15 protein-coding genes are annotated in these 18010 nt (G+C 64.2%); 8 read left to right on the top strand and 7 right to left on the bottom strand.

From position 1 onward, the window contains the following. Positions 1-88: 88 nt before the first annotated feature. Both XH87_RS07060 and XH87_RS07055 read right to left on the bottom strand, forming a co-directional pair. The gene (locus XH87_RS07060) at positions 89-1591 is read right to left on the bottom strand and encodes a flavin-containing monooxygenase (protein ID WP_271586681.1); all 1503 of its coding nucleotides are present in this window, start codon (positions 1589-1591) and stop codon (positions 89-91) included. A 124-nt stretch (positions 1592-1715) separates the two neighbouring features. Beyond that, the gene (locus XH87_RS07055; protein ID WP_271586680.1) at positions 1716-2474 is read right to left on the bottom strand and encodes a S1 family peptidase; all 759 of its coding nucleotides are present in this window, start codon (positions 2472-2474) and stop codon (positions 1716-1718) included. A 104-nt stretch (positions 2475-2578) separates the two neighbouring features. Between XH87_RS07055 and XH87_RS07050 the strand changes: the two genes are divergently transcribed. Then, positions 2579-3214: an HAD-IA family hydrolase gene (locus XH87_RS07050; protein ID WP_271586679.1), complete on the top strand. Its 636-nt coding sequence runs from the start codon at positions 2579-2581 to the stop codon at positions 3212-3214. 117 nt (positions 3215-3331) lie between these two features. On the opposite strand, the gene mtnA is transcribed toward XH87_RS07050, so the two are convergent. The 3 genes from mtnA to XH87_RS07035 all read right to left on the bottom strand — a co-directional run bounded on the left by mtnA (position 3332) and on the right by XH87_RS07035 (position 5872). Next, entirely contained in the window at positions 3332-4438 is a 1107-nt protein-coding gene (mtnA, locus tag XH87_RS07045; protein ID WP_271586678.1) for an S-methyl-5-thioribose-1-phosphate isomerase, read from the bottom strand. An 18-nt stretch (positions 4439-4456) separates the two neighbouring features. After that, a complete protein-coding gene (locus tag XH87_RS07040) occupies positions 4457-5332 on the bottom strand; it encodes an S-methyl-5'-thioadenosine phosphorylase (RefSeq protein ID WP_271586677.1) in 876 nt (291 codons plus the stop codon). 267 nt (positions 5333-5599) lie between these two features. After that, positions 5600-5872, bottom strand: coding sequence for a phosphopantetheine-binding protein (locus tag XH87_RS07035; RefSeq protein ID WP_271586676.1), 273 nt, complete (start codon positions 5870-5872; stop codon positions 5600-5602). Between the two features lie 358 nt (positions 5873-6230). Between XH87_RS07035 and XH87_RS07030 the strand changes: the two genes are divergently transcribed. The 7 genes from XH87_RS07030 to XH87_RS07000 all read left to right on the top strand — a co-directional run bounded on the left by XH87_RS07030 (position 6231) and on the right by XH87_RS07000 (position 15941). Continuing rightward, the gene (locus XH87_RS07030; protein ID WP_271586675.1) at positions 6231-7448 is read left to right on the top strand and encodes an acyl-CoA dehydrogenase family protein; all 1218 of its coding nucleotides are present in this window, start codon (positions 6231-6233) and stop codon (positions 7446-7448) included. 56 nt (positions 7449-7504) lie between these two features. After that, positions 7505-8485, top strand: coding sequence for an amino acid--[acyl-carrier-protein] ligase (locus tag XH87_RS07025; RefSeq protein WP_271586674.1), 981 nt, complete (start codon positions 7505-7507; stop codon positions 8483-8485). Positions 8486-8521: 36 nt separating this feature from the next. Beyond that, positions 8522-9397, top strand: coding sequence for an acyl-CoA acyltransferase (locus tag XH87_RS07020; protein ID WP_271586673.1), 876 nt, complete (start codon positions 8522-8524; stop codon positions 9395-9397). A gap of 346 nt (positions 9398-9743) precedes the next feature. Then, positions 9744-12608, top strand: a complete 2865-nt coding sequence (locus XH87_RS07015; RefSeq protein ID WP_271586672.1) for a PAS-domain containing protein — start codon at positions 9744-9746, stop codon at positions 12606-12608. Between the two features lie 203 nt (positions 12609-12811). Continuing rightward, positions 12812-13789 (top strand): tripartite tricarboxylate transporter substrate binding protein, encoded by a 978-nt coding sequence (locus tag XH87_RS07010; protein ID WP_271586671.1) that lies wholly within the window; start codon positions 12812-12814, stop codon positions 13787-13789. Positions 13790-13942: 153 nt separating this feature from the next. Further along, positions 13943-14428: a tripartite tricarboxylate transporter TctB family protein gene (locus XH87_RS07005; RefSeq protein ID WP_271586670.1), complete on the top strand. Its 486-nt coding sequence runs from the start codon at positions 13943-13945 to the stop codon at positions 14426-14428. Positions 14429-14432: 4 nt separating this feature from the next. After that, a complete protein-coding gene (locus tag XH87_RS07000; protein WP_271586669.1) occupies positions 14433-15941 on the top strand; it encodes a tripartite tricarboxylate transporter permease in 1509 nt (502 codons plus the stop codon). 115 nt (positions 15942-16056) lie between these two features. On the opposite strand, the gene XH87_RS06995 is transcribed toward XH87_RS07000, so the two are convergent. Then, positions 16057-16266, bottom strand: a complete 210-nt coding sequence (locus XH87_RS06995; RefSeq protein WP_271586668.1) for a hypothetical protein — start codon at positions 16264-16266, stop codon at positions 16057-16059. A gap of 1 nt (position 16267) precedes the next feature. Beyond that, complete coding sequence (locus tag XH87_RS06990) at positions 16268-17962, bottom strand: bifunctional diguanylate cyclase/phosphodiesterase (RefSeq protein ID WP_271586667.1); 1695 nt, start codon at positions 17960-17962, stop codon at positions 16268-16270. Positions 17963-18010: the final 48 nt, after the last annotated feature.

Here is an 18010-nt window from a genome sequence, read left to right as displayed (position 1 = left end):
TGCTGTCGTCCCGGGGCGCGCAAAGCGCGAACCCGGGACGACGTCGGAGGATGTGGCGGTCGCCACGGTCGATCAGACGAGCATTCCCTCACCCGTAGACGAACGCCTTGTCGTCCAGGTCCGTCTTCGGGATCTCGTCCTTCTCGGTCCAGTAATCCTGGCTGTGTTGCCACTCCGGCTTGTCGCCGCGCTTGGGCAAGAGGTCCATGTTGCGCATCATGTAGCCGGGGTTGAAGTTTTCCGGATCGATCCAGGGCAGGATCGGCATGTTGTGGTCTTCGGGGCGCAGCCTGACCTCGACCTTCTTTGCACCTTTCGCCTTCATGTGCCCGAGCAGCCTGCAGACGAAATCGGCGACGAGGTCGACGCGCAGCGTCCAGCTGGCGCGGAAATAGCCGAACACCCAGACCATGTTGGGAACGCCGGTGAACATCATGCCACGATAAGTGACGGTGTCGCCGAAGGCGAGCGGCTTGCCATCGATCTCGAAGGCGATGTCGCCGAGCGCGGCAAGATTGAACCCGGTCGCGGTGACGATGACATCCGCCTCCAACAGCTTGCCGGATTTGAGCTGGATGCCATTCTCGACGAAGCATTCGATCTCGTCGGTCACGACGGAGGCCTTGCCACTGGCGATCCCCTTGAACAGATCGGCATCCGGCACGAAGGCAATGCGCTGCCGCCACGGCCGGTATTTTGGCGTGAAATGCGTCTCGACATCGTAGTCCGGACCCAGGACTGCGCTGATCTGGCCGATCAGCTCCTTCCTGACCTGCTCGGGCTTGGACACGCAGAGTTTCGTGAACGCATCCTGTTCGAACAGGATTTTCCGCCGCACGATCTCGTGGATCCAGGTCTCGTCAACCTGAAGCCGGCGCAGTTCTTCAGCGATCTCGATGGCGTTGCGACCGAGGCGGAAATAGGTCGGTGAGCGTTGGAGCATGGTGACATGCGCGCATTTGTCCGCGATGTTCGGCACCAGCGTTGCCGCCGTCGCGCCCGAGCCGATCACCACCACCTTCTTGTTCGTGAGATCAATGTCGTCGGGCCATGTCTGCGGATGGACGATGCGGCCCTTGAAGCGGTCCATGCCCTTCCATTCCGGCGTGTAGCCTTCAGAGTGGCGATAGTAGCCCTGGCACATCCAGAGGAAGTTTGCCGTGAATGTCCTGGGCTCGCCGGTGTCGGTCGTCACCGCCTCGATGGTCCAGAGATTCTGCTCGCTCGACCAGCTCGCGGAATTGATCTTGTGCTTGTAGCGGATATGGCGCGCGATATCGTTGTCGTCGATCACCTCGTTCATGTAGGCGAGGATCTCCTCGGCGGTCGCAATCGGCGGGCCGACCCACGGCTTGAAGCTGTAGCCAAAGGTATGGAGATCGCTGTCGGAGCGGATGCCGGGATAGCGGTGTGTGCTCCAGGTGCCGCCGAATGTTTCCTGCGTCTCCAGGATGACGTAGCTCGTGCCCGGAAGCTGCTTCTGGATGTGATAGGCGCTGCCGATGCCGGAGATGCCGGCGCCGACGATCAGCACGTCGAAATGTTCCGAAGCCTGTTTGGCCATGGCTTGACTGCGAACAGCGACATTCATTGTTGCTTCTATGCCTTGCTTGTTTTGCGGCCGCCCTTGTCCGGACGACGCGTTTCCTCCGCGACGGGCATAGTCGCCCATCGCGCTTCCGCTTCAAAATGACATAGATCAAATCGAGATCAAATCACAGGCCCGCACCCCAGCTCCGCGCAGTCTGCAAGATCCAGTCGCGATAAAGCGTGAGCGGCGTGACGCCGGTCAATCCACCGCAGCCAGCTGCGCCGTTCGGCCCGGTGGACCAGCTGATGAGGCCAACAAGGATGGGACCATTCGGCTTGTCCTCCAGCACGGGGCCTCCGGAATCACCCGTGCAGGCGCCAATTCCATCGCGAACACCGTTGGTTACAGGATCGACCAGGCGGATCTGGAGCGCGCCGGGCTGCCCGGTGGCAACGAGGCCGGCAACGCGCGTCGTGCCGCCGCTCTTGCCTTCACCGCGAACGGTGACGCCGATGCCGGCGATGACGAAGCGGCTGCCGACCCGGATTGGAATTTGCGGCATGCCGACCGTCACCGTGGATTTTCCCTTCAGTGGAATTTCCAGTTGCAGCAGCGCCACGTCGGCGGTGGCGCGATGCGCCTGCATCGCCTGCATGTTGAAGTTCGGATGGAGCGCGATGGTACGCACGTTCAGCAGTTGGGGCTGGCCATCGGCACCGCGATCGACGATCTTGTACTCCGCGCCGGGCTGCACGCAGTGCGCGACCGTCAGGACCACGCGTGGTGCAATCAAGCTGCCGGTGCAGAAATTGCCGCGCGAGCCGACGATGGTGACGACGGCGCGCGCCACACCATCGGCCTGCGGCGTCCCGCCGCCGACGATGGCGTGCGCGGGCGGGGCGAGCGGCAACGCCGCCATGATGAGAGTTGCAAGCTTCTTCATGGGAACACGCTTCGGCATTGGTGACGTCTGCGGGTTGCTTCGGACTGGCTCTTGCCGATAGCGCATGCTAGCCCTCTTGGAAAGGAATTGACGAGGGCAGGACATTGACGATCGAGGCTGTGGTCTTTGATTTTGGCGGCGTGCTGACGAGCTCACCATTCGAGGCGTTCACACGGTTCGAGACCGAGCGCGGCCTGCCCGTCGACATCATCCGGCGCACCAACGCCGCCAACCACCTGGAGAACGCCTGGGCCAGGTTCGAGCGGGCCGAGGTGGACATCGACACCTTCGACGAATTGTTCGCCGCTGAATCACTCGCGCTTGGCGCCGAAGTGCGCGGACGTGACGTGCTGCCATTGCTCCAGGGCGATCTGCGGCCCGAGATGGTCGAGGCCTTGAAGCGGATCAAGGTGCAGTTCAAGACAGGCTGCATCACCAACAATCTGCCGGCGAATGCCATCGGCAGCATGACGGGACGCTCTCTCTACGTCGCCGAAGTGATGGTGCTGTTCGATCACGTCATCGAATCCGCCAAGATCGGCCTGCGCAAGCCCGACCCGCGCATCTACCGGATGATGGTCGAGACGCTGAAGGTCGATCCGGACAATTGCGTCTATCTCGACGATCTCGGCGTCAACCTGAAGCCCGCGCGCGAGATGGGCATGACCACGATCAAGGTGACGAGCGGCGCACAGGCGATCGCCGAACTCGAGAAGGCGACGGGGCTGAAGCTGGGATAGCGCGTAGTGCTTCCAGCCGTAGGGTGGGCAAAGCGAAGCGTGCCCACCAAAACTCTCTCGGTGCGGAATGAAGATGGTGGGCACGGCGCGATGCGCCTTTGCCCACCCTACGAGAGCCTATTCCACCGCGGCGGCGACGCGCTCAGGGAATGCAGCCGCCAGCGAGTCTCGATCCGGCTTCAGCACGCCGCGCTCCGTGATCAGGCCGGTGACGAGACGCGCCGGGGTGACGTCGAAGGCGTAGTTCGCGACCGGAGAACTCTCGGGGACGATCCGGACCGTTTCCAGCCTTCCGTCGGCGGTGCGGCCGGTCATATCGGTGACCTCCGCGCCGCTGCGCTGCTCGATCGGGATATCCCTGATGCCGTCATGAACGGCGAAATCGATCGTCGGCGACGGCAGCGCAACGTAGAACGGCACGCCGTTGTCATGCGCAGCGAGCGCCTTGAGGTACGTGCCGATCTTGTTGCAGACGTCGCCATTGGCGGCGACGCGGTCGGTGCCGACGATGGCGAGATCGACCATGCCGTGCTGCATCAGGTGTCCGCCGGTATTGTCCGGGATCACCGTGTGCGGCACGCCGTGATGGCCGAGTTCCCACGCCGTGAGCGAGGCGCCTTGGTTGCGCGGGCGGGTTTCGTCGACCCAGACATGGACCTTGATGCCGCGCTCATGCGCAAGATAGATCGGCGCGGTCGCCGTACCCCAATCGACGGTGGCGAGCCAGCCGGCATTGCAATGGGTCAGTACGTTGACCGCCTCGCCCGGCTTCTTCGCCGCGATCGCCTCGATCAGCTTCAGACCGTTGCCGGCTATGCCGCGGTTGATCTCGACGTCCTGCTCGACGATCTCATCGGCGCGCGCGTAGGCCGCCTCCGCCCTTTCAACGGGATCGATCGGCGCGAGTGCCGCGCGCATCTGGTCGAGCGCCCATTTCAGATTGATCGCGGTTGGCCGTGCGACCACGAGCGTGTCATAGGCCCGTTTCAGCCCAGCTTCGGAAGCGTCCTCGCGCATCGCGAGGGCCATGCCATAGGCGGCGGTCGCACCGATCAGCGGCGCGCCGCGCACCAGCATGTCGCGGATGGCGGCGGCGGCGTCTTCGCACGAGGTCAGGCGCGCGATGACGAATTCATGCGGCAGCCGCCGCTGGTCGATCGCACCCACCGACCAGCCGTCACGCTGGCGCCAGATGCTGCGGAAATGCTTGCCGTCGACCTTCATGGCATTCTGCCTTTCTTATCACGCCCGCAGGATGCGTCCTGCCACCGCATCGAGCTTCTTCAGAAGCTCCGGATCGCGCGCCTCGGGCGCCGTGATCAGAGCGGTGTCGAGCGCGCGGTCCGAACCGATCGGGCACGGCTCGTGCTCGTGCGGGAAATCCTTCGCCAGCCGCGCCACCAGCGCCTTCGCCTTGTCGGCATTCGAATTCAGCACGCGGATGATGTCCTGAACGGTGACGGCGTCATGATCGGGATGCCAGCAGTCGAAATCCGTCACCATCGCGACGGTGGCGTAACAGATCTCCGCCTCACGCGCGAGCTTCGCCTCGGGCATGTTGGTCATGCCGATCACGGAATAGCCTGATGTCTTGTAGGTCATGCTTTCCGCGTAAGTGGAGAATTGCGGCCCTTCCATGCAGACATAGGTGCCGCCGCGCGCGATCGCGATGCCCTCGGCCTCAGCCGCTGCGGCGAGATGGATGCGCAGCCGCGGCGAGACCGGGTGCGCCATAGACACATGCGCGACGCAGCCGCGACCGAAGAACGAGCTCTCGCGCTTGTGGGTGCGGTCGACGAACTGGTCGACGAGAACGAACGTGCCGGGCGGCAGTTCCTCCTTGAAGGAACCGCAGGCCGAGAGCGAGATCAGGTCTGTTACGCCGGCGCGCTTCAGCACGTCGATATTGGCGCGATAATTGATGTCGGAGGGGGACAGCCGGTGGCCCTTGTCATGCCGCGGCAGGAACACGATCGGCAGGCCGGCGATGGAGCCGCGCCGCAAGGGTGCAGACGGCTCGCCCCAGGGGCTCTTGATCACCTCTTCGCGCGCACCCTCGAGGCCCGGGAGATCATAGATGCCCGAGCCGCCGATGATACCCAATACCGCCTGCGTCATGCCTGCTCCACCCTGTCGGTCACACGTGACATGGTTAAGCTATGCCAGTTTTACGGCGGATTTGGAACGGGGCTGGAGGGTGATGCCGTTAGCGTGAGGGCGATGGCGCGCGCCTCATACTCGAGGTCGTCCCTGCGAACGCAGGAACCCATAACCACAGGCTGTGGTTTGGCGAAGACTGGTCGTTTGGTACTTCAACCGTCAGCGGTCAAGAAATTCCGCGGTATGGATCCCTGCGTTCGCAGGGACGACAGTTGCGGTTTGGGCTTAGGCCGCGGTCGCCGGCTGCAGCTGGGCCGCGATCATCCGCTCCAGCGTCTCGACCGACTGGAAATTCTCCGGCGTGATCTCGGACTGCGGGATGGTGAAGTCGAATTCGGCTTCGACGCCGAGCATCAGATTGACCATGTCCATCGAAGTCAGGCCGATATCGACGAGCTTCGCTTGTGGCGTGACGTCTGCGGTGAGCGAGTTCTGTTCGAGGATGCCCTTCACCAGCTTGATGATGCGATTGCGCACGTCGGTATCAAAGGCCTGCATCGGCAAATTCCCATCTGTCCATCGGGGGCGGACCGGACTGCCGTCTACGATGGGCACGGCCTGCCGATCCTGCAATGGGCGGCATCAATAGTTCGCGTTTCTTAGTAAACGATGACTCGGATTGTCTGAACTTCAGGCATCTTCCGGAGTCCTAACGCGATGCTGGAAAATCGGGGGATGCAGACAACCCGACCTTAACTGTTCGTTCGGAATTGGGTTTTGTTTACCCTCTATTTCATCGACGAATTTGAATTAAATCCGTAGCCTCGCTCACAAGCAAAGATGGTCGGAGGATCGCTTCAAGCGGCATCGCGAATGATGCCGGCGATCTCGAACGGCAAACCGGAGGCGGACGAGCATGAACGTGCGTGAAGCGGTCCTTACTGTCGACGAAACACAGACGAGCTTCCTCGAGCAGGGCCCTTCCCTGGTCGAGCGCGCTGCCCGAGCCGCGGCCGCGGCCGCGGCCGACGCAGACGGGGTCGATCGCGACGCCCGCTTCCCGCACAAGGCTTTCGAGGTCGCTCGCGAGCAGAAGCTGCTCGGCGTCATGATCCCGGTCGAGTTCGGCGGCTTCGGCGCCTCCATCTATGACGTCACCGACATCTGCTACACGCTCGGACGCGCCTGCGCTTCCACGGCAATGATCTACGCGATGCACCAGACCAAGGTTGCCTGCGTCGTCAGGCACGGCCACGGCATTCCCTGGATGGAGACCATGATGCGCCGGGTCGCCCGTGACCAGTGGCTGCTCGCCTCGTCCACCACCGAGGGCCAGAATGGCGGGAACATCCGCGCCAGCGCGGCCGCGGTCGACCACGCGGGCGACACCGTCTCGCTGGTGCGCGACGCCACCGTGATCTCCTACGGCGCCGAGGCCGACGGTCTCGTCACCATCGCCCGTCGCGCCACCGACGCAGCCGCCTCCGACCAGGTGCTGCTGGCGCTCGCCAAGGACGATTATTCGCTGAAGCGGACGCTGGGCTGGGAAACGCTCGGGATGCGCGGCACCTGCTCGACAGGGTTCGAGCTGAAGGTCGACTGCCCCGCCGACCGCGTCTTCCCGGAATCCTACGACAAGATCCACGCCCAGACCATGACGCCGTTCGCGCATCTGTGCTGGTCGTCGGCCTGGGCAGGCATCGCCGCCGCAGCCGTGACGCGCGCGCAGGCCTTCATCCGCAAGGCGGCACGCTCTTCCGGCGGCCAGATGCCCCCGGCCACGGCGCACTTCACCGCCGCCAAGATGTCGCTGTCCAAGCTGCGCGCGCTGATCGCCGCCAACATCGACGCTTTCGCGAGCGCCGAGCATGACGAGCGTGCCCTGAGCTCGCTCGACTTCCAGTCCTCGATCACGCTGCTGAAGGTGCAGGCCTCCGAGCTTGCGGTCGAGACCGTGATGCATGCGATGCGCACCGCGGGTCTTTCCGGCTACCGCAACGACGGCGAGTTCACCATGGGCCGCCACCTCCGCGACGTGCTGTCGTCGCCGATCATGATCAACAACGACCGCATCCTGGCCAACGCCGCGACATCGACGCTGATGAGCGGAGTGCCGACAAGCCTTCGCGACTGAAATGCCTTGGCGACCGAATCAACAAGAACAAATTTGAGATAGCAGGACATCGAACCATGAATATTGCCGTCCTCCCCGACTCGCCCGCCACCGCGCCGCAGATGATCGATCCGCTCGATCATCTCGCCGACAAGCTGTTCCACCGCATGGGCGCCGACGGCGTCTACGCCCGCACTGCGCTCTATGAAGGCGTCGTCGAGCGGCTTGCCGCACTGATCACGAATCATCGCGAGACCGGCACCGAGGTGATGCGCTTCCCGCCGGTGATGAGCCGCGCCCAGCTCGAAAAATCCGGCTATCTCAAGAGCTTTCCGAACCTGCTCGGCTGCGTTTGCGGCCTGCACGGCACCGAGCGGGAGATCAACGCGGCGGTGAGCCGCTTCGATGCCGGCGGCGACTGGACCACGTCGCTGTCGCCGGCCGATCTCGTGCTGTCACCGGCCGCATGCTATCCAGTCTACCCGATCGCGGCGAGCCGTGGCCAGTTGCCGAAGGGCGGCCTGCGCTTCGACGTTGCCGCCGACTGCTTCCGCCGCGAGCCGTCGAGACATCTCGACCGGCTGCAATCGTTCCGGATGCGCGAATATGTCTGCATCGGTACGCCCGACGACGTCGCCGATTTCCGTGAGCGCTGGATGGTGCGTGCGCAGAATATCGCGACCGATCTCGGCCTCACCTTCCGTGTCGACTATGCCAGTGATCCATTCTTCGGCCGGGTCGGCCAGATGAAGGCGGTGAGCCAGAAGCAGCAGCAGCTCAAGTTCGAGCTCCTTATCCCGCTGCGCTCGGAAGAGCAGCCGACCGCCTGCATGAGCTTCAACTATCACCGCGAGCATTTCGGCACGACCTGGGGAATCCAGGACGCCAATGGCGAGGCGGCCCATACCGGCTGCGTTGCCTTCGGCATGGACCGCCTGGCCGTCGCCATGTTCCACACGCACGGCACCGATCTTTCCGCCTGGCCGGCGAAGGTACGGGACGTCCTGGGCTTGCAGCCGCATGTCGCGGCCGAGGCTCATGGCGAAGGCTGGCGCTAAGGTAAGAGGCCGACCATTTCCACGGGCAAGACGAGCGTGATCCACACCAAGGTTCGATGCCGCGAAATCACCGAGTCCGACGTCGAAAAGATCGCGGACTTGCTGACGCGCGGCTTCGTCGGGCGTTCACGCGAATACTGGATACAGGGCCTGCGCCGGCAGGCCTTTCGATCGGTGCCGGAGGGCTATCCGCGCTTCGGCTACATGCTCGACAATGACGGCACGCCGGTCGGCGTGCTGCTCTTGATCTACACGGCACGCAAGGACGGCGAAGAGGCCGCGATCCGGTGCAATTTGTCGAGCTGGTATGTCGATCCGGCCTACCGCAACTACGCCCCGCTGCTGACCAAGATCGCCCAGCGACACAAGGACGTCACTTATTTCAACATCAGCCCGGCGCCGTGGACCTGGCCGATCATCGAGACACAGGGCTTTCGCGCCTATTGCCGCGGCATATTCTTCTCGGTCCCTGCGCTGTCGCGCGCGCCGCGCTGGAGCGAGATCGAGGTCATCCCGCCACACGCCAAAGAGATCAAGGGGCTTTCCGACACCGAGACCGAGCTCCTGACGCGGCATGCGCGCTACAATTGCCTCAGCCTCGTCTGCCGCACGCCGAAGGGAACGTTCCCCTTCATCCTGCAACCGGTCCGCATCCGCCGCGGCTTCATTGCGCCGCCCGCCATGAAACTGATCTATTGCCGCAGCGCCACGGAATATGCCGAGTGCGCCGGCCGCATCGGCCGGTTGCTGCTGCGGCTCGGCAAGATCTCGGTGGCCGTCGACGCCAACGGTCCGGTTCCCGGCCTCGTCGGCATCTACACCGATCGGCGCGGCCGCAAATACTTCAAGGGCCCGCACCGGCCGCAGCTCGGCGACCTCACCGACACGGAGCTCGTGCTGTACGGGCCGTAGGTTGTCCTGCCGTCCCTGCGAACGCAGGGATCCAAACCGGGTGATCCGTCGTCAAGCGAAGGTTTTGGTATCGCGGAAAGACCCGCTCACTTCCAGTCTCCGCCGAACCTCTCCCTGTGGCTGTGGGCCCCGGATTGCGCTGCGCTTGTCCGGGCGACGGCGGAGTCTGTTGCGCCCGCTCGGCCAACGCTCGCAGGCACCTCGACATTTCCGATACTCTCTCCATCGCCGGTCACTCTCCGTAAACTACTGCGCTTAAGGGAATTTTCCGGCCTCTTCGCTACCCTCTGCGGCTGAACTAGGTTGCATTGAGTCTACTGCCTGCCGAGGTCCCGCCGACCCCATGATGTCGACCCGCGACAACGAGCCTGGTGCACGACACGAGCAGGGTGCGGACGCCCTGGTTGTCCTGAGCCAGCTTGCGCTCGACCACATGGAGCAGGGCGTCTGCGTCTACGACGCCGACAACCGGATCGTGCTGGTGAACCAGCGCTACCTCACTCTGTTCGACCTGTCGGCCGACATCGTGCGGGTCGGCACGAGCTACCGTGAGGTGCTCGCGCACAGCGCGCAGCGCGGTAACTTTCCGCAAGACGAGCTCGACGCGCTGTATTCGGCGCGCATCAAGCAGATCGCAGGGGGACGGCCGTTCAGAACGGAACAGCGGCTGGCGAGCGGCCTCGTCATGTCGCTCGATCTGAAGCCGCTCCCCGGCGGCGGCTGGATGACGATCTGCGACGATGTCAGCCGTCTCGCCCGGCTCGAAGCGGAATTGCGCGTGCAGACCGAGCGCAGCCAGCACGCGCTCGCAAACATGTCGCACGGCCTCGTCATGTACGACGTCGATAGCCGCGTGGTCGTCTGCAATGAAAGGTTCCTGAAGCTCTACGACCTTGACCCCGAGATCGTGAAGCCGGGTGCTCCACATTGCACGGTGATCGAGCACTGGATGTCGCGCGGCAACCTGCCCGGCATGTCGAGCGACGAATTTTACGAAAGCCGGCTGGAAGATGTGCGTCGCAGGAAGGCGAAGACCCTGCTGGTGATGCGTTACGACGGACGGATGGTGCAGGCGGTCTCCCGCTTCCTGCCCGACGGCGGCTGGGTGACGGTGCATGAGGACGTGACGGAGCGGCTGCAATACGAGGAAACCTTGAGGCAGCAGAACTTCATCCTCGATGCGGCGCTGGAGAACATGGCGCACGGGCTTGCCTTCTACGACAGCGACATGCGCCTTCGGGTCTGCAACACCACCTACCGCAGGATCTACCGGCTGTCGCCGGAGGAGACCAGGCCCGGGACGCATCTCGCCGAGCTGATCGAGCGATCGATGGCGAACGGCGCGTTCTCCTCCGAATACAGTCCGCAACAGCTGCTCGAAGCCGCGAGCACGAGGATCGCGAATCGCGACTCCTCGCCGATGCGTCGGCGCTTGTCGAACGACGCCGTGGTCTCGGTACGCTACTGCGCGCTTGCCGAAGGCGGCTTCGTTGCCACCTATGAGGATATCACCGAGCGCGAGCACGCGGTCGAGGAGCTGAGCGAGCAATATCGGCGCTTCGACGCGGCACTTAACAACATGAGCCAGGGCCTGTGCATGCTCGATTCGAGCCTGCGCGTGATCGTCTGCAATCGCCGTTATATCGAGATGTACGGACTGCCGCCCGAGATCGTAAAGCCCGGCGTCTCGATGCGAGAGATCATGGACCACAGCTGCGAGCTCGGCATCCACCCGGACACGACCGGTGCAAAGCTCTATGCAGACTATGTCGAGCGGCTGCGCGAGGGCGAGCACACGTTGCACCGGCATTTGAGCGATGGCCGCATCATCAAGCTCAATCACAAACGGATGGAACACGGCGGCTGGGTCGTCACCTACGAGGACGTCACAGAGCGTCACAAGGCCCAGGCCCGAGTGGCGCATATGGCGCAGCACGATTCGCTCACCGACCTGCCCAACCGCACGCTGTTCCGCGAGAAGATGGGCGAGGGGCTGAACCAGGTCGCGATCGCCGGCGGCGCCATGGCCGTGCTGTGCTTCGACCTCGACAACTTCAAGACCGTCAACGACCGCCTCGGCCACGCCGCAGGCGACCGCCTGCTGCGCTGGGTCGCAGCGCGCCTGAAGGAGAATGTCGGCGAGCACGATACCGTCGCGCGCCTCGGCGGCGACGAGTTCGCCGTCCTCCAGCGCGGGCCGCAGCCGCAATCGGCCGAGGCGCTCGCGCACCGCCTGGTCGACATCATCGGTCATCCCCCTCCATTGGAAAGCCAGTCGATCCATGTCGGCGTCTCTGTCGGCATCGCGATCGCACCCGACCACGGGCTCGATGCCGACGAGCTGATGAAATGCGCCGACCTCGCGCTGTACCAGGCCAAGGCCAGGGGACGCGGAGCCTATCAGCTGTTCGAGCCCGAGATGGAGGAAGAGGCGCGCAGCCGGCACGCGCTGGAGCAGGATCTGGGCGGCGCGCTGGAAGGATGTGAATTCCACCTGGTGTACCAACCGCAGATGCGGCTCGATTCCTCCGAACTCACCGGGTTCGAGGCACTGCTGCGCTGGAAACATCCTTCGCGCGGCTTCGTCTCTCCAGCCGAATTCATCCCGATTGCGGAGGAGAACGGGCTGATCGTTCCGATCGGCGAATGGGTGCTGCGCACCGCCTGTGCGGCTGCTGCGTCCTGGCCCGATGTCACCGTCGCGGTGAACCTGTCTCCGGTGCAGTTCCGCTCGCGCGGGCTGGTGGCGATGGTCACGAGCGCACTTGCGGAAGCCGGCCTGCCGCCGCAGCGGCTCGAGCTCGAGGTCACGGAGACGGCGCTGCTCGATGACGGCGAGGCGACGGTCGACATCCTGCACCAGCTCCGCGCGTTAGGGGTGCGCGTCAGCCTCGACGATTTCGGCGTTGGCTATTCCTCGCTGAGCTATTTGCGCAAGTTTCCGTTCGACCGCATCAAGATCGACCGCTCCTTCGTCGGCACGCTCGGCGAAAGCCCGGAGAGCGTGGCCATCGTCCGAACGATCGCAAGCCTCGGCTCCGTGCTTGGCGTCGAGACCACGGCGGAGGGGGTGGAGACCGAGGCGCAACTCGATTTCGTCCGCGAATGCGGCTGCACCGCCGTGCAAGGCTACTATTTCGGCAGGCCGTGTCTCGCATCGGAGGTCGGCCGCGCCATCGAGAGGCTGAACCTGGTCCGGCGCGTGGCCTAGCGGCGTCGGCGCCTCAAATTCCGTCTCTCGGCACGCAGCCAAACGACGAATTGTCGCATGTGCCGGCTCTGCCGGCATTGCGTGTCCGGCCGTCCCGCACGGTCCGCGCAATGCGCTTTTCTTCTTTCTCAATTTCAGGAACAATCGCCTCACAAGAACAGAGACGGCGGGCACAAAGAGGCCGCTGCGAGGGAGGCGTTTCGATGTCAGGATACAGGCTGAAGACGATCGCATTTGCCGCTGTGCACGCTGTCATCGGCGCATTGCTCTCTACTGCCGCCAGTGCGCAGGACTACCCCACCAAGCCCATCACACTGATCGTGCCATGGCCGGCCGGCGGCTCGACCGATATCTCGATGCGCGCGATCGCTGACAGCGCCTCGAAGATCCTGGGTCAGCCAATCGTGATCGACAACAAGGCCGGCGGCGGCGGTACCGTCGGACCTGCGACGATGGCGGCGGCCGCGAAGCCGGACGGCTATACCATCTCCCAGATCCCGATCACGGTGTTCCGCCTGCCGCTGATGCAGGAGGTGTCGTGGGATCCGGCGAAGGATTTCACCTATATCGTCCATCTCACCGGCTACACCTTCGGTGTGACGACCAGCGCGGAGTCGCAGTTCAAGAGCTGGAAGGACGTGGTGGCGTTCGCCAAGGCGAACCCGGGCAAGGTGACCTACGCCACGCCGGGCGCCGGCACTTCGCTGCATATCGGCATGGAGCAGATCGCCGCGATGTCCGGCATCAAGCTGACGCAGGTGCCTTTCAAGGGCGGCGCCGAGACCAATGCCGCAGTGCTGGGACAGCACACGATGCTTCAGGCGGACTCCACTGGATGGCGACCCCTGGTCGACGCCGGCAAGCTGAAGCTGCTGATGGTGTGGACGAGCGCGCGCTCGCCGAACTATCCCGATGTGCCGACGCTGAAGGAGCTCGGCTATCCCATGGTCTATGATTCCCCGTTTGGCATCGCCGGCCCGAAGGGCATGGATCCGAAGATCGTGGCCAAGCTGCACGACGCCTTCAAGAAGGCGATCGAGGATCCTGCGGTCGTCGCCACGCTCGCCAAGTACGACATGGTTCCGAACTACAAGAACACCGAGGACTACAAGAAGTTCGTTGCCGAGGTCACGGAGTCCGAGCGCAAGGTGATCGAGACGCTCGGGCTTGCGAAGAAGTAGCGTTCTGCTGCCTGCCACACAGATGCTGGCGTCATCCTGAGGTGCGAGCCGCACTTGCGGCTCGCCTCGACGGATGGATTGGGGCAGCGCCGCCCTTCGAGGCTACGCTGCGCTTCGCCACCTCAGGACGACGGTGATCCGAGAGCATTCCAGATGACCAACCAAACCAACGTCAAACTCCGCCTCTCCAACTCCGAACTCTGGGGCGGGCTGATCGGGCTCGCGCTCGGCGGCTTCGTGATCTGGTCGGGGCTGAAGCTCAGGCTCGGCACCATCAACGATCCCGGCTCCGGTTATGTGCTGTTCTACACGGGCATCCTGATGTGCGTGTTCGCAGGCGCCATCGTCGTCTCGGCGGTCACCGAGGGCGGTCCGACGCTGGCCTCGCGCTGGGAGAATGTGCGCTGGAGCAGGCCGCTTCTCCTCATCGCCTGCCTCACCGCATTCTCCTTCGCGCTGGAGCCGCTCGGATTCCTATTGTCGTCGATCCCGCTGATGCTGCTGCTGTTGCGGCTGATCGATCCGGTGCGCTGGACCCTGGCGGTCCCGATCGCCGTGCTGGTGCCATCAGGCATGTGGTGGGTGCTCAAGCGGCTGCTGTTGATCCAGCTGCCCTCAGGCCTGTTCGGGATCGGTTGAGCGCATGGATACGCTTGTCAATGTCGCACATGGATTCGGTGTCGCGCTGCTGCCGATCAACCTGCTCTACTGCTTCATCGGCGTCTTCATCGGCACGCTGGTCGGCGTACTGCCGGGCATCGGGCCGATCTCGGCGATGTCGCTGCTGCTGCCCGTGACGCTGTCGGGGACGCCGGAATCCGGCATCATCATGATGGCCGGCATCTATTACGGCTCGATGTACGGCGGCTCGACCACATCGATCCTGGTCAACATTCCCGGCGAGGCAGCCTCCGTCGTCACCTGCATCGACGGCCACCAGATGGCGAAACAGGGGCGCGCGGGCCCCGCGCTCGGCATCTCCGCTTTCGGCTCCTTCGCCGCGGGCACCTTTGCGCTGATCGCCTTGATGCTGGTGGCCCCGAAGCTTGCCAGCCTCGCCATCGCCTTCGGCCCCGCCGAGTATTTCAGCCTGATGGTGCTCGGCCTCGTCGTGCTCACCTTCCTCACCCAGGGATCGATGCCGAAGGCACTGCTGATGGCGTGCATCGGTGTCGTGCTCGGTCTGGTCGGGCTCGACAGCATCAACGCGCAGCCGCGGCTGACCTTCGGCCGCATGGAGCTGATCGACGGCATCGGCCTCGTGCCCGTCGTGATGGGCCTGTTCGGCGTCGCCGAGGTTCTGCTCAACACCGAGCAGGCCATCAAACGCGACATCATCAACACCAGGATCACCCATCTCCTGCCCAACAAGGAGGACTGGAAGGCGAGCGCAGGTCCGGTCGGCCGCGGCACCATCCTCGGCTTCTTCCTCGGCATCCTGCCGGGCGGCGGCGCGGTGGTGGCGTCATTCGCCTCCTACGCGCTGGAGAAGCGGCTGTCGAAGACGCCGGAGCGTTTCGGCCATGGCGCGATCGAAGGCGTCGCGGGGCCGGAGTCGGCGAACAACGCCGCGGCGGGCGGCGCCTTCATTCCGCTGATGACGCTCGGCATACCGCCGAATGTGGTGATGGCGCTGCTGCTCGGGGCCTTCGTCATTCACGGCCTGCAGCCGGGACCGCTGCTGATCACGCAAAACCCCGGTCTGTTCTGGGGCATCGTCGCCAGCATGTATATCGGCAACGTCATGCTGCTGATCCTGAACCTGCCGATGATCGGCATGTGGGTGCAGCTGCTCAAGCTGCCCTACAACATCCTGTTCCCCCTGATCATCCTGTTCACGATCCTCGGCGTCTACTGCTCCAGCAACAACGTGTTCGACGTCTATGTCATGATCGCATTCGGAATCATCGGCTACTTCATGCGCAAGCTCGGCTACGAGCCGGCGCCTCTGGTGCTCGCCTTCGTGCTGGGGCCGATGATGGAGAACAATTTGCGCAAGTCGCTGATCCTGTCGCAGGGCGATCTCTGGACCTTCGTGCAGCGGCCGATCTCGGGCGTGTGTCTCGCCTTCGCACTGGTGCTGCTGATCGCGCCGCTGCTGCCGTCACTGCGCAAGAAGCGCGAGCTAGTGGCGCTGGACGAGGGAGCGTAGTTTCGTAAGCTGGATTTGCGGAAGGCGTAATCGACCGCTTCTCTCTCAACGTGGATAGCAAAGTGGTAGATTACGTTTGCGGACTGCGCTTCGCGCCGCCGCGAGCTAACCCACCCTACGATTTCAGAGATTGTCGAACAGCAGAACGCGCTAACTGCAGCGCGTCGATGATCTGGTCCAGTTCCTTCGCATCAAGAATGACTTCGATGTCGCCATTTCGCTTCAGCGAGAGTGCAAGGCCGACATGATCCTCCATCACGCGGACCAAGAACGCAGCTTCATCGCCGGTGTCTCGATCGACAAAAATTACGGGAGCAATATTCATTCTACCCCGCCGCAGGCAGCGCACTCTCCGACGCGACACCCCACGGCCGCTCGGCCGACGCAAGCCCGATCAGGCGGCCCTGGATGTAGTCGCAGCCCCAGTCGTGCAGCATGTTTGCGGCCTCCTCGTCCTGCACCCATTCGGCCACGGTCTTGATGTCGAGGCGCCGGGCGAGGTCGATCAGGGTCTGCACGAAGGCGCGGTCGTCGGCGGAATGGGTGATGTTCTGCACGAAGGCACCGTCGATCTTCACGATATCCACGCCGAGCTTGCGCAGGTTTCGGAACGAGGTGTAGCCGGCGCCGAAATCGTCGATGGCGATGCGGCTGCCGAAATGCTTGAGACGGCTGACGAAGGCGCGAACGTCGTCGATGTCCTGGATCGCGACCGTCTCGGTGATCTCGACGATCAGCCGCTCGGCAACACCGGGATGCGCCAGCATCAGCGACTCGATCCCGGCCCACCAATCCGGATCCATCGTCGTGTCCGGCGAGATGTTGAGGCTGAGACAGATGTCGGGCGCGGCAGCGAGCTCGGCGACCACGAGCTCGAGCACGCGATGGTCGACCAGACGGATCAAGCCGAGCCGCTCGGCGACCGGCACGATGTCGGGCGCGAGCAGCACCTGGCCATCGCCCTGGTCCATCCTCACCAGGCATTCGTGGAATGCGCGCTCGCGCGAGGCGGCCGAGACCACCGGCTCATAGGCAAGCTTGATGCGGCGCTCGTTCAGCGCAGTGACGATCTCGTCGGTGACACGAATGTTGACCCGGCGCTGCGCGTCGCGCGCGGCATCCGGGCGCCACGCGGCGAACGAGCCGGCGCGGCGGCGCTTGGCGGCGTCCAGCGTTTCATGGGCGCGGTTGACGGCTTCATCGGTGTTGCGGGCATAGCGCGGCAGGCTGACCGCTCCGATCGACGCGGTGACAGAGACCGGTCCGGATTTCGTCGGCACCACTTCGTCGCGGATGCCGGTGAGGAAGCGCTCTGCGGCGACGTTCATGTCGTCGACGGTACAGTTCTTCAGGATCAGGCCGAACTTGTTGCCGGAGAAGCGTCCGAGCACGTCGCCACCGCGCAGGCGCGAACGAATGCGCTTGGCGACTTCGAGGATCACGGCGTCGGCAACGTCGAAGCCGAAGGCGTCGTTGACGCGGGCGAGATGATCGATACCGACCAGCATGAAGGCCGCGGTCGAGCGGAAGCGGCTCGTCTCCTCGATCGCCTCGGCCAGTGCCGCGACCAGATGCGAGCGGTTGAGCTCGCCGGTCAGGGGATCGAGCCGGGCCAGCTTGGCCAATTCCTCGTCGCGGGCATGGCGCTCGTTGTTGATGCGGACAGAGCCGATCGCGCGCGTGGGGCGGCCGTCGGGACCGGCAAACCAGCGGCCGGTCTCCTCGACCCAGATCACTGGATCGGAGGCGCTCATGCGCACGCCGTACTCGACCCGGTAGGGCGTGCCGTCGGCGCCGTGGACGGCGGAGGTCTGCGCCAAGGCTGCGGTCCGCAGCGTTTGCGCGGGCTCGATCAGCTTGGCGAATTCGGCGCCGGTCGCGAGCCGCTCGGCGGGAATACCGGGAAAGATGCTGGCGACCTGTTCACCCCAGACGATGGCATCGCTGGCGATGTCCCAGGCGAACACGGCCTGCCCGAGGGCGGCCAGGATGTCGGAGGCTTGCGGCAATGCGGGGGTCAAAATCGCCTCGTTCTGGGACAGTGGAGAAGTCCTGAGCCGGCACAGGAT

This window comes from Bradyrhizobium sp. CCBAU 53415, assembly GCF_028128735.1.
In the GTDB taxonomy this organism is placed as follows: domain Bacteria; phylum Pseudomonadota; class Alphaproteobacteria; order Rhizobiales; family Xanthobacteraceae; genus Bradyrhizobium.
Note: the sequence above shows the minus strand (reverse complement) of the source record. Positions and strands in the feature narration are given on the sequence as shown.

Coding starts and splice junctions, on each gene's coding strand:
- XH87_RS07060 (WP_271586681.1), bottom strand. CDS start 1,591: ATGAATGTCGCTGTTCGCAGTCAAGCCATGGCCAAACAGGCTTCGGAA.
- XH87_RS07055 (WP_271586680.1), bottom strand. CDS start 2,474: ATGAAGAAGCTTGCAACTCTCATCATGGCGGCGTTGCCGCTCGCCCCG.
- mtnA (WP_271586678.1), bottom strand. CDS start 4,438: ATGAAGGTCGACGGCAAGCATTTCCGCAGCATCTGGCGCCAGCGTGAC.
- XH87_RS07040 (WP_271586677.1), bottom strand. CDS start 5,332: ATGACGCAGGCGGTATTGGGTATCATCGGCGGCTCGGGCATCTATGAT.
- XH87_RS07035 (WP_271586676.1), bottom strand. CDS start 5,872: ATGCAGGCCTTTGATACCGACGTGCGCAATCGCATCATCAAGCTGGTG.
- XH87_RS07030 (WP_271586675.1), top strand. CDS start 6,231: ATGAACGTGCGTGAAGCGGTCCTTACTGTCGACGAAACACAGACGAGC.
- XH87_RS07025 (WP_271586674.1), top strand. CDS start 7,505: ATGAATATTGCCGTCCTCCCCGACTCGCCCGCCACCGCGCCGCAGATG.
- XH87_RS07015 (WP_271586672.1), top strand. CDS start 9,744: ATGTCGACCCGCGACAACGAGCCTGGTGCACGACACGAGCAGGGTGCG.
- XH87_RS07010 (WP_271586671.1), top strand. CDS start 12,812: ATGTCAGGATACAGGCTGAAGACGATCGCATTTGCCGCTGTGCACGCT.
- XH87_RS07005 (WP_271586670.1), top strand. CDS start 13,943: ATGACCAACCAAACCAACGTCAAACTCCGCCTCTCCAACTCCGAACTC.
- XH87_RS07000 (WP_271586669.1), top strand. CDS start 14,433: ATGGATACGCTTGTCAATGTCGCACATGGATTCGGTGTCGCGCTGCTG.
- XH87_RS06995 (WP_271586668.1), bottom strand. CDS start 16,266: ATGAATATTGCTCCCGTAATTTTTGTCGATCGAGACACCGGCGATGAA.